This window comes from Chryseobacterium sp. FW101-FHT12H09 (genome assembly GCF_058790395.1).
The window spans coordinates 669,571-689,954 of the sequence record NZ_JBYTCP010000005.1; the positions used below are offsets into that span (position 1 = coordinate 669,571).

The window sequence follows — 20,384 nt, forward strand, 5'->3', positions numbered from 1 at the left end:
TTTCAAAACATATTAAATAATCCACTATTTTTGTATGTAAAATTAATTCCCCGCACCATGAAAAAAATTATACTTGGCCTAGTATTGATTTTTTTTTCAATTAATACGCTTTTTGCACAAAGAGATACAGATCACTGGATAGCGCCCTATTATGCCACTATTGGAGGTTATACCAATGCCTTATACCTTTCCACAGATTCAGTAACTCCTTTTGATGTACAAATTTATAATAACAATAACATTATTGGCACTGTTGTTATCAGCAAGGGAAATCCACAGGTTTACACTCTTACTGATAATAACATAATCTCCACCAGCACTCCTGCTGATGGTTTTAAAGTCATTAATAAAGGTCTGTATTTGAGAGGAGATAAGCGTTTTTATTGCAGTTTAAGAATGGCACAGAGTGCCCATGGAGAAATTATTACAAGTAAAGGAAAAGCTGGTATTGGTAAAGAATTTTTTGTAGCAACCAGCCCAAACACTTCAACTAGCTCGATTTACAATTTTACAGCAGGAATTCTTGCTACAGAAGATAATACAACTGTCACGGTAACATGGAATGGCATAGGTGTAACCTTCTATGGCGGAACACCTGCCGGGAATTCTCATACTTTTACTTTAAATAAAGGACAATCATTCTTATTTGCAGGATTGGGAAATTCCAGCTCAAACCTAACAGGATTTATTGGAGCTAAAGTTGTAGCAGACAAACCTATTTCCCTTACCAACGGAAGCTGTAATGGGAACTTTGGAATGGGAAGCCCGGGAGGCTCAGACCCTGTTCTCGATCAATCTGTTCCGGTAGAAAGACTTGGTAATACATTTGCCATGGTTAAAACCAGATCAACTGCTCCAAGTGAAAACATGGAAGGCGGGATTATTATCGCAGTAGAAGACAATACTGATATATTCCTAAATGGCTCCACTACAGCAGCAGCGTCAATAAATGCGGGACAATGGTACAGAATTAATGAAACCAATTATGTAACACAAACTGGCGCCGGAACACATTCCAATATGTTTATTTCTACTTCTAAAAAAGTATATTTATATCAATTCGTAGCAGTTGGAAGCAGTAATGCAACCTGTGGATTTAATTATATCCCACCTTTAAACTGTTTTCTACCCAGAAAAATTGACGAAATCGGTAAGATTAACGAAATGCCTAGTGTAACAGGTATCTCATTAAAATTAAATATCTTAACTGAAACCGGTGCAACTGTTCTAATAAACGGGACAGCTCCAACCGCAGCTCAGGGCCCTTATCCTTTAACCGGAAATACCCAATGGCAAACCTATGCCATTGACGGAATTTCAGGAAATGTGTCTATTACTTCTACTAAAGCTGTAACAGCAGGGATCAATGGAGGCTATAGTACTGCAGGATACGGAGGATACTTTGCCGGATTTTCATCCATTCCTGTCATTACTAAAAAAGCCGGAGATTGTGCCCCGGGTATTGTATTGGAAGTTGATGATGGGTATGAATTATATCAATGGAACTTAAATGGGGTTGCTATTCCTGGTGCTACAACCAATACTTACGCGCCTACACAATCAGGAAATTATACAATAAAAGTAACCATGGGAGGGTGTTCTGTTACAACACCAATATATAAGGTTTTCAATTGTATCAAGAATACAACAACTCATATAAATGTTTGTGCTACTAAAGTAATCACACCTGCTTTTTCAAGTTCAACACAAACTCCTGTTCCCAGTACGGTTTCAATTTTAACAGCACCAACTCATGGAACAGCTACCATAAACGCTTCTACAGGTGTTATTACCTACAATCCCACATCTGGTTATTTAGGACCTGATGTCATTGTATATACATTCTGCGGAAATGCACCAGAATTCATTGACTGTGAAACTATTACAGTAAACTTAACAGTTGTTCCTTTTATTGTAAGAGATGCAACATTAGAAGCATGTCAATATGAGGATAAAGCTTATTTTGATCTGACTACAGCCAATGTTATTGATCCTCTGTTAGTTGTTAAAAAGTTTTACCCAACTTTAGCTGATTTAAATGCAAATACCAATGAAATTATTCCGCCTACAAATTATGGCTCGACTGGAGGCGTTGTCTATGTTAAAATAACGAGTAATGAAGGCTGCGTAGGAATTGCAAAAATCACATTGATCGCAAAACCAATTAAAAAATCCCCAATTCTGTTAGATAAATATATTTGTATTGATGCAAAAACAAATCTCGATGCGGGTCCTGGCTATGAATCTTATCAATGGAATACCGGTGCTACAACACCTGCCATTGAGGGAGTAGGAGTCGGTGAATATACCGTTATCCTTGGGAAAGATGGTTGTTTCGTAACTCAAATTGTAAGGGTATTTAAAACTCAGGATCCTGTAATCACTCAGATCGAGATCTCAAATACTACAGCAACAGTCATTGTAAATGGAGGAACTGCTCCTTACAAATATGCAGTAGACGGAACTTCAAATTGGCAGGATTCTAATGTATTTACAAATCTTACAAGAGGACAGCATACTTTCTTTGTTAAAGATGTCAATAACTGTGCACCAATTTCTGTTGAAATTACTGTACTTAACCTGATCAACGCCATAACTCCTAATGATGATAATATCAACGACTATATCGATTACAGCGCACTTGCTTACAAAGGAAATTTAAGCTTCGTTATTTATGACAGGTATGGTAATAAAATATTCACTGGTGATAAATTCAATAATTATAAATGGGATGGTAAACATTCTGATAAAAAAGTTGTGACTGGAACCTATTGGTATCATATTAATTGGAATGAACCCAACAAAGAAAAAACTCCAATAAAATATACAGGTTGGATTTTAGTAAAAAACAGAAATTAATCCCGAATTACAAAGCTTTTAAACAGTGAACCTATAATCTTGTTTTTTTCTATTATTGCGTGCAATTTTATAAAAACATATTATGATTTATCAAATAATCTACTACTTTTGCAAACAATCCTAATTCCCCTATCAATGAAAAAATATCTACTCAGTTTATTTTTATTTTTAATTACACTTAACACGCTTTTTGCACAAAGAGATACAGACCATTGGTTTGCTCCTTATTTTGATAACTCCTCCACATCAGCAACTAATTATACACATGGCCTGTATTTTTCTACAGATTCCACGACTCCTTTTGATGTGAAAATTTACAGTAACAATGTTGTTATAGGAACTGTTACTATTAGTAAAAATAATCCTCAGTCTTTTGCACTAGGAGCACAGTATATCAGAACAACAAGTTCTTCAAGCGCAGCTGTTCCAACTAATCTCGGTGTTTACACCAAAGGTGATAAACCTTATTTTACTTCACTAAGAATTTACAATAGCTCTCACGGAGAGATTGTCACTTCAAAAGGAAAAGCCGGCATTGGAACTGAATTCTACGCTGCTGCCACTCCAATGACAGTAAATTCAACATCTAATAATTTCACTACTGGAATAATGGCAACAGAAGATAATACAACTGTGACCGTTTCAGGATATGATCCGAACATACAATTTATTAACAATACAACTCCTCCACTTTCTATGACTGTTAATTTAAATAAAGGACAGTCTTATATTCTGGCAGGACTTGGAGATTCAGCAGCAAACCAAAGTGGCTTCATAGGAGCCAAAATAGTTGCTAGCAAACCAGTATCTGTCACTAATGGTAATTCTAATGGATTCTACGCCACTATTGCTGCAGGAGATTTTCCCGACGGCTCAGACCTGATTATGGATCAATCAGTGCCTACTAATCGTCTTGGAAATGAATTTGCCATGGTTAAAAGTATCTCTACCAGTAGTGATAATATGGAAGGTGGAATTATCATCGCAACACAAAACAATACGGAAATTTACCTTAATGCCGGGACAACACCTGTAGCAACAATTAACGAAGGAGACTATTATAGAATTTTAGCAAATGCTTATGTTACTCAAACTGGAGGACACTCAAACATCTACATCCGAACTACTAAAAATGTATACTTATATCAATTAATAGGTTCTGGAAATGCCAACAATACGGGAGGATACAATTACATTCCACCTTTAAATTGTTTCTTACCCCGAAAAATTGATGAGATTGGTAAAATTCAGGAAATGCCAACCTATACTGGTAATGTTACTTTAAAACTCAATATTCTAACCGAGGCTGGTGCAGCTGTAACAGTAAATGGTACAACACCTACTGCAGCGCAGGGCCCATTTCCTCTTACAGGAAATACACAATGGGTAACTTACGGGATACAAGGTATCACAGGCAATGTGACAATTACATCTACTAAGGCAGTAACTGCTGGAATCAACGGTGGGTATAATACAGCAGGTTATGGCGGATATTTCGCAGGATTCTCATCTATTCCGGTAATTGCCAAACAAACAGGGGACTGTATTCCTGGAATTGTACTAGAAGTTGATGATAGTTTTGAAACTTATCAATGGTCATTGAACGGAAATCCGATTCCTGGCGCTACAAGCAATTCATATACTCCAACTCAATCAGGGAATTACACTGTAAGAATTACTGTAGGAAGTTGTCCACCGGCAACAACTCCTGTTTATAAAGTATTCTCTTGTCTTGAACAATCTACTAAAGCAATAACACTTTGCGAAGGCTATCAGGCAATTGTTCCAGAATTTACAAATTCAACCCAAACATATGTTCCCGGAACAGTAACGATTGTTACCCCGCCTACTAATGGAGCTGCAACTATTGATCCTGTAACTGGAGTCATTACTTACGTTCCTAATTTCGGTTATTTCGGTCCGGATACTCTTGTCTATAAGTTCTGTGGAAATGCTCCTGAATTTATCGATTGTGAGCAGATAACATTGAGTTTAACCGTGTCTGCTACACCAGTTGTTAATAATGCTGCTCTAAGAACTTGTTTTCTCGAACAAAACCCTGCGACGGGTCTGTTTAACCTTACAACAGCAGGAGTAACTTCACAAACTGGAATTACGAAAAAATATTATCCATCTCCAACTGATGCTATTAACGGCACAAATGAAATTACAAACCCAATTACATATATTGCTCCAACCGGTGTAGTATATATTAAGGTAATTAATGCTAATGGATGTTATAAAGTTGCCGAAGTAACGCTTACTGTTATGGCTCCTGTAAAATCTGCAGTGTTAGTTGACAAAATTATCTGTATGGAAGATAAGACAACCCTTGATGCTGGTCCTGGATTCAACACTTACGAGTGGAGTACCGGAGCAAATACACAATCCATAACCAACGTTGGAGTGGGAACTTATTGGGTAAAATTAAAAACAGGAGAATGTACAACATTACAAACAGTAAACGTCTATGCATCAGAACAACCTGTTATTTCAAATATCGATATTACAAGCAATACAGTTACGGTTTATGCTTTAGGTGGAACACCTCCATATAAATATTCTATAGACAATATCAACTGGCAGGACTCTAATATATTCAATAATATTCCGCGGGGTGATGCTACTGTTTATGTTAAGGACGCTTATGACTGCGATCCCATTAATGTAAGTATCACTGTTCCTAATTTAGTGAATGTAATTACTCCGAATGATGATGGAGTGAACGATTTTATTGACTATTCATCATTATCATACAAGCCTAATTTAACATTCAATATTTATGACAGGTATGGTGCTAAAATCCATGAGGGAAATAAACTTAATGGATATAAATGGAATGGTACAACAAATGGAAGCAAAAGAGTATCTACTGGAAACTACTGGTTTGATATAAGCTGGAGTGAACCAAATAAAAGGCAAACACCTATAAAATATTCAGGCTGGATCTTGGTAAAAAACAGGGAATAACAGTTTTAAAATATCTATATCAAAACCACGATTTGAAATCGTGGTTTTTTTATTGTTTTTTCAACACATTAATGCTTTTTATTATTAAATTTGCGTTAAAAGCTAGCGCTAAATGAAGAAAACTCTATCTTTTCTATTAATATTTTATATTTTCACGTCTGCTTTTGCACAATTAGACAGGGAACACTGGTTTGCTCCAATGGTAGATAGAACAGGTAATCCCAATCCGTATCAAAATTTGTATTTATCTACCAATCGAATAACATCGTTTCCGGTTAGTATTTATAACAATAATGTTTTGATTGGCACAGTAAATATAAGCAAGAATAACCCTCAGAAATTTGATGTATTAAGAGATTACATTATCACTACCCAACAAACGGATCTCTTTACTCCTACGTCAAAAGGACTTTACTTAAAAGCTGAATTTCCGTTTTATGCTAATTTAAGATTCTCTGTATTTAATCATGCCGAGATTATTACTTCGAAAGGTATTCCATCCACTGGAAAAGTCTTCTATGCTGCAAATGCACCACTTAGCGTCAATAATCCCATCCTAAATTTCATGACAAGTATTCTGGCAACAGAAGATAATACTACAGTTACCATATCAGGATATAAACCAGTTGTACAATTCTCAAATGGAACAACAGGGGCAAGTAATCCGGTCATGACTTTCACTCTTAATAAAGGTAAATCATACATTATTGATGGTATAGGAGATATTACAGGAAACTCCGATGGTTTTATAGGAGCTAAAATAGTTGCTAATAAACCAGTCAACATTACCAATGGTAATTTTAATGGCCAATATGCCGGAAACTTTCTTACAAGTTCTGATATTTTAATGGACCAGTCCGTCCCCGTTGAAAGGCTTGGTAATGAATTTGCCCTTGTAAAAGGAAATGGAAATCTCGGCGCAAATATGGAAGAGGTACTTGTAATTGCAACCGAAGATAACACTCAGGTTCTTGTTAATAATGAATTAATTCCTATTACAACCCTAAATACAGGACAATATTTTGTGATCCCGGATAGTAAATATCAATTGCAGGGAAATAATCATTATAACCTATACATCAGAACCTCAAAAAACGCTTATATATATCAGATGTTAGCAGGAACTTCTGTTGCAGGTGATGAAGTTGCAACAGGTGGTTTTAATTTCATTCCAGCCTTAAATTGTTACTTACCAAAACAAATTAATGAGCTCGGTTTTATTGATGAAAATTTTGTCCACTCCAATATTAATCCGAATGGGATTCTCAACATTCCAACAAAGCTAAATCTAATTACAGAAAGAGGAGCAAATGTAACGGTAAATGGTATTACTCCTCCAACTACAACTGGTCCATTTAATATGACAGGTACAAACAATTGGGTCACTTATGGAATTCCTAATGTTACCGGAACGATTACGGTCGTTTCTGATAAGGCTATTACTGCCGGTATTAATGCTGGAAGCGACGCAGTAGGATACGGAGGCTTTTTTGCGGGTTTCCCAACTCAGCCGGTTATTTTAAAATCAGGAGGAGATTGTGTTCCCGGAATTGTCCTTACGGTAGATCCAACAATTTACAATGCCTATCAGTGGTACAGAAATGGAGCCATTATTCCGGGAGCTACAGGAATAACGTATATTCCAACACAATCAGGAAATTACACTTGTGCAGTTACTATGGGAAGTTGTGCCCCTCTAATTACCCTGCCATATAAAGTTTTAAATTGTACCAATCAAACTACTGCTACTTATGATGTTTGTACAAGTCATGTGATAACTCCGGCTTTTACCAATTCACCACAAACTCCGGTTGTATCCACAATAGCTATTACAACACCCCCTACTTCAGGAACAGCAACTATAAATCCTACCACTGGTGTTATCACTTACAATGTTACCAACCCAGGAACTGCCGGAACTGACACTTTTACATATACATTTTGCGGTAATGATCCAGATTTTCCAGATTGTGAAACCGTAACTGTAACAATAAATATCAAAGTTATTACTGTAACGGATACAAGTTTATCTGTCTGCAGTATTAATGGGCTGGGAACATTTAATCTTACATTAGCAAATGTTACCACAAATACCCCGGTAACAATCACATACTATCCTACTCTTATCGATGCACAAACAGAAAACGCGGTAGCACTGATAACAACCCCCAACACCTATTCGGCACCAAATGGTACTATTGTATATGCTGTTGTAAAAAATAATTTGGGATGTAAGAGTATTGCTAAAATAACACTCAATTTATATCCTGTGGCAATTGTCCTACAAAATTATACAGGTACTTTTTGTGATGATAATTTTGATGGCATTGTAACGGTTATCCTACCCAACATTACACCCTTGGTTTTAACTAACAGCACCTACTTCCCAAACGTCCGATATTATGCTAATTTTGCTGATGCCGACGCTGGAAACACAAGTACACTACCCAATACATGGAGTTTTAGTGCCTCAACAACCATATTTATAAGAGTAGATTCCCCTGATGGATGTGCAAAAGTTATTCAGCCTCTGAATTTCGTAATTGGTGCCAGGATCCCGCTGATAAAAGACACCGTAACAGAAAACTATTGCGATGATGATCTAGATGGAATTAAACAGGTTAACCTATCCCAATATATCAGTCAGTTTACTGCTGATCCACTAGTAACAGTAAGTTTTCATGGAAGTCTTTCGGATGCTCAGAATGATATCAGCCCAATTACTAACCCAGCAACCATAACGGGTACCCAAACGATATATGTAAGATTTGAAAAACCCGGAGTTTGTGCCCAAATAGGAAAGATTATCATCACCATTAAAACTCCGAGAAAATCTGATCTCCTGACTGATCAAATTATCTGCCCTAAAACAAGAACTACATTGGATGCAGGTCCAGGTTTTGAAAGTTATCTTTGGAGTACAGGAGCCACTACTCAATCGATTTCCAACATTCCTGCCGGCAGCTATTGGGTTGACCTAAAATATAATGGCTGTATATACAGACAATTTGTAAATGTTGTTGAATCCCAATCTCCAGCCATTATTTCAATAGATATTAATGGTAGTACTGTAACTATTGGAGCAAGCGGGGGAACACCACCGTACGAGTATTCATTAGATGGAACTACATGGCAAACTTCAAATGTCTTTCAAAACTTACCTAGAGGCAGCTATATTGCCTATGTAAGAGATTCCAAAAGGTGTGAAGATGTTCAAAGACCTTTTACCATCATAAACCTGATCAACACGATTACTCCAAACGATGATGGCCATAATGATGGAATAGATTACTCTGCATTAATGACTAAGGAAAATATTGAGTTTAGAATATATGACAGATATGGTGCAGAAATTTTCCGTGGCACTTCATCAAATCGTTACACTTGGGATGGAAAATTAGGTGGCAGGCCAGTGAATACAGCAACCTACTGGTATACGATCAGCTGGACTGAATTCGGAGCTAGTACTACCGTAAAATATTCAAGCTGGCTATTGGTTAAAAATAGATAATCAAGAATCTCATCCTTATAAAAAATGCTAAAACAATAATGTTATAACATTCATTAACAGTTATGAACCAAAGTTTAATATAACTTTAACCTGTTTTCACTATCTATATAGGTATAAATTGATGTAATTCTGTGTAATTTTGCCCCAATATATGAAGAAACTTATTACTCTATTGCTGCTGGTTTTTCTGGCAAAAATCAACGCTCAAGTCTATTCCGGGGAAGTATTTCTCAGAGATAATTCAATACTATATCTTAATCAGGTTTATGTAACAAATCTTAATACACAGAGAACCGTTCTTACAGATTACAATGGAGATTTTAATATCCAGGCTAACCCTGGTGATATCATCCGTTTCACTTCTATTGTTACAGAAAGAAAAGATATTCAGCTTACCCCTCAAATGTTTGGTCCTAAAAGCTTAATTGAATTAAAAATTGCTTATCATGATATTCAGGAAGTTGTTATCAGCAGATTTAAACCAACTGGGAATTTAAGATATGATGTAAATGCAATAGCTAAAAAAGACAAAGCCCTCGAACTGAAAAAAGTAATTGGTCTACCAGAGCCCAAAGGAGATGGAAATCCCCCTCAACTTCCTGTGGCAGGGCTACGCGATGGTGGATTGACTTTCAGTCTGGAAAGTATTTATGATATCTTATCTGGTGAAAGAAAAAAGCAACAACGTTATGTAGCTTATGAAAACATGAATAATTCAGTTACTCAGATAAAAAATTATTTAGGTAAGGATTATTTTGTGAAATTTAAAATCCCGGAAAATCTAATTGATAACTTCTTGCAATTCGTTTATTCTTCTGAAAATATACAGCCATATATACAGGCTGGAAATTTTGAAGCTGTAAAAATTCCAATTGAAAAGTATTTACCTATCTATCAGAGAAGACTGAGAAACTCTCATCTTCAGGATATTATAAAATAAAAGGCATATTTTTTAGAGATTACTTAAAATTATTGTTTGCTTGATAATATATTCTTAAATTTATCTCACGAACTTGTGTTTAAAATAAAAACATTTTTAGTTCGTTATCATATTTAAAACTAACTGGCCCGAACACAAATTAAGGAGAAACACCAAATTTTTAACTTAATATTTGTTGAATGAAAAAGTTGCTTTTATCTTTTTGTACAATTATGTGCTTTAGTCTCTCTGCCCAAAAAAAAGGAAAAGACTATACTAATATCATAAAAAGTAAAAACATTTATGAAATAAATGCTTTTCTAAGAGATGCTCACCCAGACGATCCACGTAGATCAGTACTAAAGCCAAAAGTAATGGATATGATGGCGGAATATATAAAAAACGCCCATCCTGCAGATCAAAAGGTTAAAGAAATGCAGGAAATGCTTGCCTTGCTAAAAAGGAGACCGTCTACCAAGATCACTTTTGATGAAATGAATGCCATCATTAAGCAAAAACAAATAGCAAAATATAAAGCAGAACTAGCAGCCAAACAATCTACAGTAATATATACCCCAAGTAATGCCCAAAACGCTATTGTTGTAAATGCATCATCAAATACAGTTGCTATTCCCGATGCTGAAGCTGAAGAATTCAATATGTTGATGAGTGTCTCTCCTGTTGAGCATAAAAATAAGACAGTGAAAATATTGAACTCTCTTTTTGACAACGATCCCATGAGCAAGGACTGTATTGTTCTTATCGAGAACAAATCTGATTGTAACATTATCGTAAGAATGGAAGGAGTTGGTATTACTAAATACAGACTTGCTGTTCCAGCTCATAACGAAAGTTCAATTGTCATAGACAAAGGCGACTATCTCTTTACCAGTATTGTTTGTGGGGCTCAATACGCTTCTCAAAAAACAATTCAAAAGCCCTTACTTGTTGCCTTAGGCTCTTCTGACCCTAAATAAACAAAATAGCGGTGTCTCTTTTATATCTAAAAGCACTATATTTTACTTTAATTTTGTTATTTTTGCCAGATTTTCATTTATACTCATGGGCAAAAATAAAATAGCAAGATTCGAAGAAAACAAGATATTACCTAATGTTATTCAACCGACAAGGGAAGAAGCTTTAACTAGTTTTGAACTCAAAGGTAATTGGAGAACAAATTTCTTCAAGAATGACAATCCTATTGTTCTTGAGCTAGGATGTGGAAAAGGAGAATACTCTGTAGGTCTTGCTAAAGCTTTCCCTGAAAAGAATTTCATAGGGATAGATATCAAGGGTGCAAGATTTTGGTTCGGAGCTAAAGAAGCTGTTGAAAACAATATGTCCAATGTCGCATTCCTTAGGTCTCAAATAGAATTAGTTGATAACTTCTTTGCCGAAAACGAAGTAGACGAAATATGGATCACCTTCCCTGATCCACAAATCAAATACAGGCGTACAAAACACAGACTTACTCATCCCGATTTTCTGGATCGTTATAAAAAATTCTTAAAACCTGGTGGGATTATTCATCTAAAAACAGACTCTGAATTTTTGCATGGTTATACTTTAGGGTTTTTACAGGGTGCCGGTTATGAAATTATTACTGCTCACCACGATATTTATGGAGCTCCAGAATATGATCCAGACACAAAATATTTAAGAGATATAAAAACATATTACGAAGAACTTTTTTCAGCAAAAGGAAAGACTATTACTTATATAAAGTTCCGGATAAGCTGACCCCATTTTAGAAACATTTGATGAAAAAAAAAATTTTGACAATCTTACTCTTCTCTTTTCTAACTCCCACTCTCATTAATGCTCAAAAGAACAAAAGAGAGATTCTAAAAAGCACAAATATCATAGAAATTGAAGAGTATCTTAAAAACACACATCCTGAAGATCCTAAAAGAAACGTTTTAAAAACCAAGCTAATTGTCTTGAAAAATCAGCAATGGACACTTGGAAGGAAAGACGCAAAACCTATGGAAGCCAGACCTGTTATTAACGAAATCCCTTCTAGACATCATGATCCAGAAGAATTTAAACGATTAATTTTTGAAAGTTCCAAAAATCACAAAGATAAAACTGTTAAGCTCCTGAATACCATGTTTAATGAGGATACCACCAGGAAAGAATCGATCCTGTTATTCAGAAACAACTCTGACTGCAACCTTGTGCTAAAGATTAAGGGTGAAAACTCTTATCATATGGCAATTCCAGCACATAACGAAGATTTTATTGTAATTGAAAAAGGAAATTATGCACTTGAAAGCAATGTCTGTAATGTAGAATATAATTCCCAAAAAGAGATCAAAAGAAATATTATTCTAACTATAAATAATAGTGACTAGCTAGGGAAATAGAAATTTTATAAATAAAAGTAAACTCTTACATTTACAATTCAAATTTTTTTTATGAAAAAGAAATTAATTTTTTCAGCTATAACAATATCCCTGATCTTAGTAAGCTGCAGTGTTAATTATAATAATTATCCTGTTAGAAAGACCTATCCCCCAACCTCAAATACATCTTCTTCATCCGTTAATACAGAAAGAGAGTATAATGAGCTTTTAAAGACCTATAAATCTGAAACTGCTGATGTACTAAATGATCTCTTAAATGGCTCTTCAGACAGTTCAAAAACATCCTTCTCTGTAGAAAATAAATCCCGCTGTAATATGGTTCTTACCATTAGCGGAAATAATTACTATAAGAAAATACCTATTGGTGCAAATAAAATAGGATCCGTAATGCTTCCAAAAAACCAGAGTTACAAATTATCCGGAATGGTATGCAATTCCGTATATCAATCCACAAAATACATCTCGAGCTCATATTCTATAACCTTATCTAATTAACAAATTAGAATAGTAGAAATAAAAAAAAACCGCTAATAAATTAGCGGTTTTTTTATTTTAAAGAAAATCTTTAATTATTCTGCATCGAAATCAGCATCTGTATCAGCAGATACTTTTTCTCCTTCTTCTTTAGATTTTTCTTTGTCAGCTTTTCTTTGAGATTGACCATCTCTGATAGAATCAGAAACAACGTTCAAAATCATATCGATAGACTTAGAAGCATCATCATTTCCTGGAATAACGAAATCTACTTTTCTAGGGTCAGAGTTAGTATCTACGATACCGAAAACTGGAATACCTAATTTCTTAGCTTCAGTTACAGCGATGTGTTCTCTTAAGATATCAACAACGAAGATAGCAGAAGGAAGACGAACCATGTCAGAGATAGAACCTAAGTTCTTCTCAAGGTTAGCTCTTTGTCTGTCTACCTGAAGTCTTTCTTTTTTAGATAAAGTTTCGAACGTTCCATCTTTTTTCATTTTATCGATAGAGTTCATTTTCTTAACAGCCTTTCTGATAGTAACAAAGTTTGTTAACATACCTCCTGGCCATCTTTCTGTAATATAAGGCATATTAAGTTCTGAAGCGTGCTTAGCAACAACTTCTTTTGCTTGCTTCTTAGTAGCAACAAAAAGAACTTTTTTACCTGCAGAAGTAAGTTTTTCTAAAGCGCTACAAGCTTCATCTAACTTTACTGCTGTTTTATGTAAGTCTACAATGTGAATACCATTTTTCTCCATAAAAATGTACGGAGCCATATTTGGATTCCACTTTCTAGTCATGTGACCGAAGTGTACCCCAGCCTCTAGGAGGTCTTTTACATTTGCTTTTGCCATGTTTTCTGTTTTTGTTAGTTTACTTTCCGTCTTTTAAACAATCAACAACTTCTTTAGATGGGAGAAGCGTTTGGATGCTAAACGTAACGGGCAATTTTTTTGTTTAGATAAATAGATTTTAGATAAAAGATAATAGATTGAAAAAATTCTGAAATCCAAAATCTTGAATCTGAAGTCTGAAAATTAACGTTTTGAGAATTGGAATCTCTTTCTTGCTTTTTTCTGACCTGGCTTCTTTCTTTCCACCATTCTTGCATCTCTTGTAAGTAAACCAGCTGGCTTTAATGCTAATCTGAACTCAGCGTTGATCTCGCATAAAGCTCTTGAAATACCTAATCTGATAGCTTCTGCTTGTCCTGTATTTCCACCACCGAAAACATTTACGGTAACATCATACTGACCAACAGTTTCAGAAAGGATAAATGGTTGATTTAATTTATAAACCATTACGTCTGTAGAGAAATATTCTTTAGCATCTTTACCGTTTACTGTAATATTACCAGTACCTGGCTTTACGTAAACTCTTGCTACAGAAGTTTTTCTTCTACCAATTTTATGAACTGTAGACATATTAATTATTTAAATTCGTTAATATTAATTGTTTTAGGCTGTTGAGCTTCGTGCTTGTGTTCAGTTCCTTCATATAAATAAAGGTTTTTGAATAAAGCAGAACCTAATCTGTTTTTAGGTAACATACCTTTTACAGACTTTTCTAATACTTTCAAAGAATCTTTCTTTTGAAGTTCAGCCGCAGTCATAGATTTTTGACCTCCAGGGTAACCAGTATGCCAGATATAAGTTTTATCTGCCCACTTGTTTCCGGAAAGCGTAATTTTCCCAGCATTCAAAACAATAACGTTATCACCACAATCTACGTGAGGTGTAAAGTTTGTTTTGTGCTTACCTCTCAAAATCTTTGCAACCTTAGAAGCTAGTCTTCCTAAAGGTTGTCCTTCAGCGTCTACCACAACCCATTCTTTATTAGCAGTAGCTTTGTTCGCTGAAACAGTTTTGTAACTTAATGTATTCACACGTTTTAGTTAAAGATTAAACATAATTTTCCCCATAAGGGTGTGCAAAGATACAAATTAAATTTGTAATGGAAAAACATATTTAATTTAATATGTTGGTTACGTGTTTAGGTTAAACGATTCGACAGATTCTATCTATAGAAAATATTCTTGGCACAGATATTGCAAAATCATATACGATGAAAAAAAAGTTTTAGAAGATTCTAAAAACACAGGTGATAAAGTAAAGAGTTTAGTTACTAAACTCTTACTTTATTAACTTTTCCGTAAAAATTTCCGTATCCTATTATCATTTAACCATTCATTAAATTACAATTTACATTAATTTCATGTAAAAAATTATTTTTCATTCTCGAAATAATTATATTTGCCGCAAAGCCTTACTTACCATGAGTCACGGAAAAATAAGAGAAGAGAAAAACTGTCTCAATTGCGGACATACCGTAGAAGAAAGATTCTGCCCACATTGCGGACAGGAAAATACGCAGCCCCGCCAACCCTTCTATTTTCTTTTCACCCATTTTATTGAGGACTTCACTCATTATGACGGGCAATTCTGGAAAACGATACAATATTTGATAGGACGCCCAGGAAGGCTAACCAAAGAATATCTTGCAGGTAAAAGACAATTGTTTGTGCCGCCTGTAAAACTATACATCTTCATAAGCTTTTTAACATTCTTTGTTCCTACTCTTTTCCCAAAATCAGAAGACACTGAACATGAAAAAACAGAAAAACACTCAGCACAAAAAAATCTAGAAGAGAAAAAAAATCAGGTAGCCAAAATAGCTGATAGTATAAAAAGGGAAATGATCGCAGAAGGTGGAGAGGACAGTATTATAATTAATAATAGCATATCCAAGCTTGATAAAGTTAACAAAATTGAAGATTTGCTCTCTACCAAAAAAGTTTTTAGCAGTTCTAAAGATAAATTCTCTATTCTAGGTGCAACAACAAAGAAGCAATATGATTCTCTGAGCATACATGGAGGCAAAATGTATGTTTCTTTAAGACCTTTTGCTGAAAAAATATTTTCTTTGCAGGACAGAGGCTTTAACAAGAAAGAAATAACTAACCGTTTTGTGGAAACTTTTATACACTCAGTTCCAAAAGCGCTTTTTGTTTACTTACCTATTTTTGCTTTTTTTCTATGGATATTTCACAGTAAGAAAAAATGGTGGTATTTCGACCATGGTATTTTCACACTTCATTACTTCTCATTCCTACTGCTAAGTTCGTTAATATTTATTCTTGGTAGCCATTTGGTATCCGTATTGCCGAGCTACAAGGTGTTAACACTTATCTTCGGATTATGTTATACTGCCTTATTCTTTTATACCTCAGCCTACTTCTTTATAGCGCATCACAGGGTTTATGAGAATAGCAAGAGAATAAGCATCTTAAAAGGATCGATCCTGTTTATCGTCAACTTTATAGGTTTACTTTTAATGCTTATGATATTAACCTATATCAGTTTTATAATGATGCATTAATTACGCAAAGACTTACTTCCTCTAAAACTGGCTATTAAATAATAGGCTACAAAAACAGTTGAAAATTTTAGGATAGAAGGAATTGCTAATTGCAAATTAAAAATAAGAAAACCTATAAGCACTAAAACGCCCATTGCTACAAAAGATAATCCTAATTTTTGTGGCAATGTAAAATTAGGGGTATCCAGATAATAAGCCAATCCCCATGCAAAACCAAAAGCAGCTGCATAGTAGAAATCAAGCCCCAGGTTTTCGCTGCTTAAAAAAAAATAATTAATTAGAAAACTGATCACAGTTCCCAGTCCAAAATAAATCAAAGCTTTCTGCATATAATAATATATAATGCAAAAGTAAATAAATTACTTATTATTTCTAAGGAGCATATTCGTAAAATAGCGATTACTTAATTCAATCAAAACACCTAATGACCTGAGTTAAAGAAGCATAAAGTTAAATCTTATGTTCTATATTATTATTATATTTGGGAATTCAGAAATTTTCTAGATTTTTTATGGAAACCCAAAAATATACTCCTAAAAACAAAGTAAGAATTGTAACAGCAGCGTCATTATTTGACGGACATGATGCCGCAATTAATATTATGCGTCGTGTTATTCAGGGAACTGGTTGCGAAGTCATCCACCTTGGTCACGATAAATCAGCAGAGGAAGTTGTAAATACAGCTATCCAGGAAGATGCTAATGCTATCGCTTTAACCTCTTATCAGGGAGGTCATAATGAATATTTTAAATATATCTATGATCTTTTAAGAGAAAAAAACTCTCCACAGATTAAGATCTTCGGTGGTGGTGGCGGTGTAATTCTGCCTGAAGAAATTGAAGACATCATGTCTTATGGAATCGACAGAATCTACTCTCCGGATGATGGAAGAGAGCTTGGACTTCAGGGAATGATTGATGATCTGGTGAACAGATCAGATTTTGCAACCGGAAAAGACATCACGGTTGAAGACTTAGAATCAATTAATTTTGAAAACTCAACAAGCATTGCTAAAATTATCTCTGCTGTTGAAAACTTTTCTGATGAAAAGCCAGAATTAGTAAAAGCTATTGATGAAAAAGCGAAAGATCTTAATATTCCTATTATTGGTATTACAGGTACTGGTGGTGCCGGGAAATCTTCATTGACCGATGAACTAGTAAGACGTTTCCTACGTTCCAATACAGATAAAAAAATAGCGATCATATCTATTGACCCTTCGAAAAAGAAAACCGGAGGGGCATTACTTGGGGATAGAATCCGTATGAATGCCATCAATGATCCTAGAGTTTATATGCGCTCAATGGCGACAAGAGAAAATAACGTTTCAGTTTCTCCATTTATCCATTCAGCACTGAATGTATTAAAACTGGCACATCCTGATGTTATTATTCTGGAAACTTCAGGTATTGGGCAGTCAGGTTCCGAGGTATCTGATTTTGCTGATGTTTCAATGTATGTAATGACTCCTGAATATGGAGCATCAACACAGTTGGAAAAAATTGACATGTTAGATTATGCGGATCTCGTAGCCTTAAACAAATCTGATAAACGAGGGGCACTTGATGCTTTACAGGCTGTAAGAAAACAGTTCCAAAGAAATCACCTGTTATGGGAAAGTCCATTAGATGATATGCCGGTATATGCAACGAAGGCATCTCAGTTTAATGATCACGGAACAACAGAACTATACAACAGATTAATTTCTAAAGTTAATGACAAGTTTTCAGAACTAAAACTGAATGGGTTCGTTGAGCAGGAAATTACAGAAGAAGTAACGATCATTCCTCCAAAGAGGGTTCGCTATCTGTCTGAAATTGTTGAAAACAATAAACATTATGATGCAAATGTTATAAAGCAAGCTGAGCTGGCCAGAAAAATGTATCATATAGAAGGGGTTAAAAATATTCTTACTAATGAAATTTTAGACACCGAATACCAAAAAGCTGAAAAAGACCTTCAACAGGAAAATATCGATTTTCTTAAAAACTGGGAAGACACTAAAAAAGCTTTCCATGAGGAATTCTTTTCTTATTTCGTTCGTGGAAAGGAAATCAAAGTAGAAACCTCAACTGAATCTTTATCTCATCTAAAAATTCCTAAAATCGCTTTACCAAAATATACGGATTGGGGAGATCTTATTTTATGGAAGGGACAGGAAAACCTTCCCGGAAGCTTTCCATATACAGCAGGAATTTATCCGTTTAAAAGAACTGGAGAAGATCCTACAAGGATGTTTGCGGGAGAAGGAGGTCCTGAAAGAACAAATAGAAGATTCCATTACGTTTCTGCAGAAATGGATGCAAAACGTCTATCAACAGCTTTCGACTCTGTAACATTATATGGACAAGATCCGGCATTACCACCAGATATTTATGGTAAAATTGGAAATGCAGGGGTTTCGATTGCCACTTTAGATGATGCAAAGAAATTATATTCCGGTTTTGATTTAGTGAATGTTATGACCTCTGTTTCAATGACCATCAATGGGCCTGCTCCAATGCTGTTGGCATTTTTCATGAATGCTGCTATTGATCAGAATGTTGAAAAATATATTGCCGAGCATAAACTTGAAGCGAAGGTTGAGGCTGTTTTAAAGGCAAAATTTGATGATAAAGGTTTAGAAAGACCAAAATATAATGGAGAACTTCCACCTTCTAATAATGGTTTAGGTTTAAAACTATTAGGAATCACAGGAGATGAAGTTATTCCGGCTGAAGCTTATGCAGAAATCAAAGCTAAAACTATTGCTACAGTTCGTGGCACGGTTCAGGCTGATATTTTAAAAGAAGACCAGGCACAAAATACTTGTATTTTCTCTACTGAATTCGCCTTAAGGTTAATGGGTGATGTTCAGGAATATTTTATCACAGAGAAAGTAAGAAACTTTTATTCAGTTTCTATTTCAGGATATCACATTGCTGAAGCTGGAGCTAATCCTGTTTCTCAATTGGCATTTACATTGGCTAATGGTTTTACGTATGTAGAATACTATTTAAGCCGTGGAATGGACATCAATGATTTTGCTCCTAACTTATCTTTCTTCTTCTCCAATGGTATCGACCCTGAATATTCAGTGATCGGACGAGTAGCAAGAAGAATCTGGGCAAAAGCTATGAAAATAAAATATGGTGCTGATGAAAGAAGTCAGATGCTGAAATACCACATTCAGACTTCAGGACGTTCTCTTCACGCTCAGGAGATTGATTTCAACGATATCAGAACTACGCTACAGGCATTGTATGCGATTTATGACAACTGTAATTCACTTCACACGAATGCTTATGACGAGGCTATTACAACTCCAACGGAGCAGTCTGTAAGAAGAGCGATGGCCATTCAGCTGATCATTAACAAAGAATTAGGTTTAGCTAAAAATGAAAACCCTCTTCAAGGTTCGTTCATTATTGAGGAATTAACGGATCTTGTTGAAGAAGCTGTTTATGCAGAATTTGACAGAATTACAGAAAGAGGTGGTGTTCTTGGTGCAATGGAAACCATGTATCAACGTTCAAAAATCCAGGAAGAATCTATGCATTACGAATGGCTGAAACATACAGGAGAATATCCTATTATTGGAGTTAATACTTTCCTTGGAAAAGATGGTTCGCCAACAGTACGTCCTGGAGAAGTTATCCGCTCTACTGAAGAAGAAAAGCAGGTTCAGATTGAAACCCTTCACAATTTCCAAAAATCTAATGAAGATAAATCTGAAGCAGCCTTAAAAACATTACAGTACGCAGCTATCAACCAACAAAACTTATTCCATGTCATGATGGATGCTGTGAAATACTGTTCTCTTGGGCAAATCACCAATGCTTTATTTGAAGTGGGTGGTAAATACAGAAGAAATATGTAATCTCTGTTGAACAGACAATTATAAATTAAATAAAGCCGCAGATTA

At 35.1% G+C, this 20,384-nt stretch carries 14 protein-coding genes; 10 read left to right on the forward strand and 4 right to left on the reverse strand.

The window, feature by feature from the left end:
• The first annotated feature begins 57 nt into the window (after positions 1 to 57).
• The 8 genes from AC3WRL_RS22105 to AC3WRL_RS22140 all read left to right on the forward strand — a co-directional run bounded on the left by AC3WRL_RS22105 (position 58) and on the right by AC3WRL_RS22140 (position 13,120).
• Positions 58 to 2,859, forward strand: coding sequence for a T9SS type B sorting domain-containing protein (locus tag AC3WRL_RS22105; protein WP_261510084.1), 2,802 nt, complete (start codon positions 58 to 60; stop codon positions 2,857 to 2,859).
• 135 nt (positions 2,860 to 2,994) lie between these two features.
• Positions 2,995 to 5,829 (forward strand): T9SS type B sorting domain-containing protein, encoded by a 2,835-nt coding sequence (locus tag AC3WRL_RS22110; RefSeq protein WP_492331245.1) that lies wholly within the window; start codon positions 2,995 to 2,997, stop codon positions 5,827 to 5,829.
• A gap of 112 nt (positions 5,830 to 5,941) precedes the next feature.
• Positions 5,942 to 9,340 carry an FIDD domain-containing protein gene (locus AC3WRL_RS22115; protein WP_492331246.1) on the forward strand — a complete coding sequence of 1,133 codons (3,399 nt, stop codon included), beginning with the start codon at positions 5,942 to 5,944 and terminating at the stop codon, positions 9,338 to 9,340.
• 151 nt (positions 9,341 to 9,491) lie between these two features.
• Entirely contained in the window at positions 9,492 to 10,280 is a 789-nt protein-coding gene (locus tag AC3WRL_RS22120) for a hypothetical protein (protein ID WP_214831743.1), read from the forward strand.
• Between the two features lie 179 nt (positions 10,281 to 10,459).
• Complete coding sequence (locus AC3WRL_RS22125) at positions 10,460 to 11,236, forward strand: DUF6759 domain-containing protein (protein WP_214831744.1); 777 nt, start codon at positions 10,460 to 10,462, stop codon at positions 11,234 to 11,236.
• An 85-nt stretch (positions 11,237 to 11,321) separates the two neighbouring features.
• Entirely contained in the window at positions 11,322 to 11,999 is a 678-nt protein-coding gene (gene trmB, locus AC3WRL_RS22130) for a tRNA (guanosine(46)-N7)-methyltransferase TrmB (protein WP_492331247.1), read from the forward strand.
• A gap of 20 nt (positions 12,000 to 12,019) precedes the next feature.
• Positions 12,020 to 12,613 carry a DUF6759 domain-containing protein gene (locus AC3WRL_RS22135; RefSeq protein WP_492331248.1) on the forward strand — a complete coding sequence of 198 codons (594 nt, stop codon included), beginning with the start codon at positions 12,020 to 12,022 and terminating at the stop codon, positions 12,611 to 12,613.
• A 63-nt stretch (positions 12,614 to 12,676) separates the two neighbouring features.
• Entirely contained in the window at positions 12,677 to 13,120 is a 444-nt protein-coding gene (locus tag AC3WRL_RS22140) for a DUF6759 domain-containing protein (protein ID WP_492331249.1), read from the forward strand.
• Positions 13,121 to 13,194: 74 nt separating this feature from the next.
• Here the strand turns inward: AC3WRL_RS22140 and rpsB are convergent, their stop codons facing one another.
• The 3 genes from rpsB to rplM form a co-directional block, all read right to left on the reverse strand.
• Positions 13,195 to 13,956: a 30S ribosomal protein S2 gene (gene rpsB / locus AC3WRL_RS22145; protein WP_214831748.1), complete on the reverse strand. Its 762-nt coding sequence runs from the start codon at positions 13,954 to 13,956 to the stop codon at positions 13,195 to 13,197.
• 183 nt (positions 13,957 to 14,139) lie between these two features.
• Positions 14,140 to 14,526, reverse strand: coding sequence for a 30S ribosomal protein S9 (gene rpsI / locus AC3WRL_RS22150; protein ID WP_072883409.1), 387 nt, complete (start codon positions 14,524 to 14,526; stop codon positions 14,140 to 14,142).
• A 5-nt stretch (positions 14,527 to 14,531) separates the two neighbouring features.
• Entirely contained in the window at positions 14,532 to 14,987 is a 456-nt protein-coding gene (gene rplM, locus AC3WRL_RS22155; RefSeq protein WP_214831749.1) for a 50S ribosomal protein L13, read from the reverse strand.
• 389 nt (positions 14,988 to 15,376) lie between these two features.
• Here rplM and AC3WRL_RS22160 point away from each other — a divergent pair, with 389 nt between their 5' ends.
• A complete protein-coding gene (locus AC3WRL_RS22160) occupies positions 15,377 to 16,480 on the forward strand; it encodes a DUF3667 domain-containing protein (RefSeq protein WP_492331250.1) in 1,104 nt (367 codons plus the stop codon).
• Here the strand turns inward: AC3WRL_RS22160 and AC3WRL_RS22165 are convergent.
• Positions 16,477 to 16,809, reverse strand: a complete 333-nt coding sequence (locus AC3WRL_RS22165) for a hypothetical protein (protein WP_492331251.1) — start codon at positions 16,807 to 16,809, stop codon at positions 16,477 to 16,479. The two genes, AC3WRL_RS22160 and AC3WRL_RS22165, sit on opposite strands and share 4 nt — an antisense overlap.
• A gap of 182 nt (positions 16,810 to 16,991) precedes the next feature.
• Between AC3WRL_RS22165 and AC3WRL_RS22170 the strand changes: the two genes are divergently transcribed.
• A complete protein-coding gene (locus AC3WRL_RS22170) occupies positions 16,992 to 20,339 on the forward strand; it encodes a methylmalonyl-CoA mutase family protein (RefSeq protein ID WP_214831752.1) in 3,348 nt (1,115 codons plus the stop codon).
• Positions 20,340 to 20,384 lie beyond the last annotated feature (45 nt).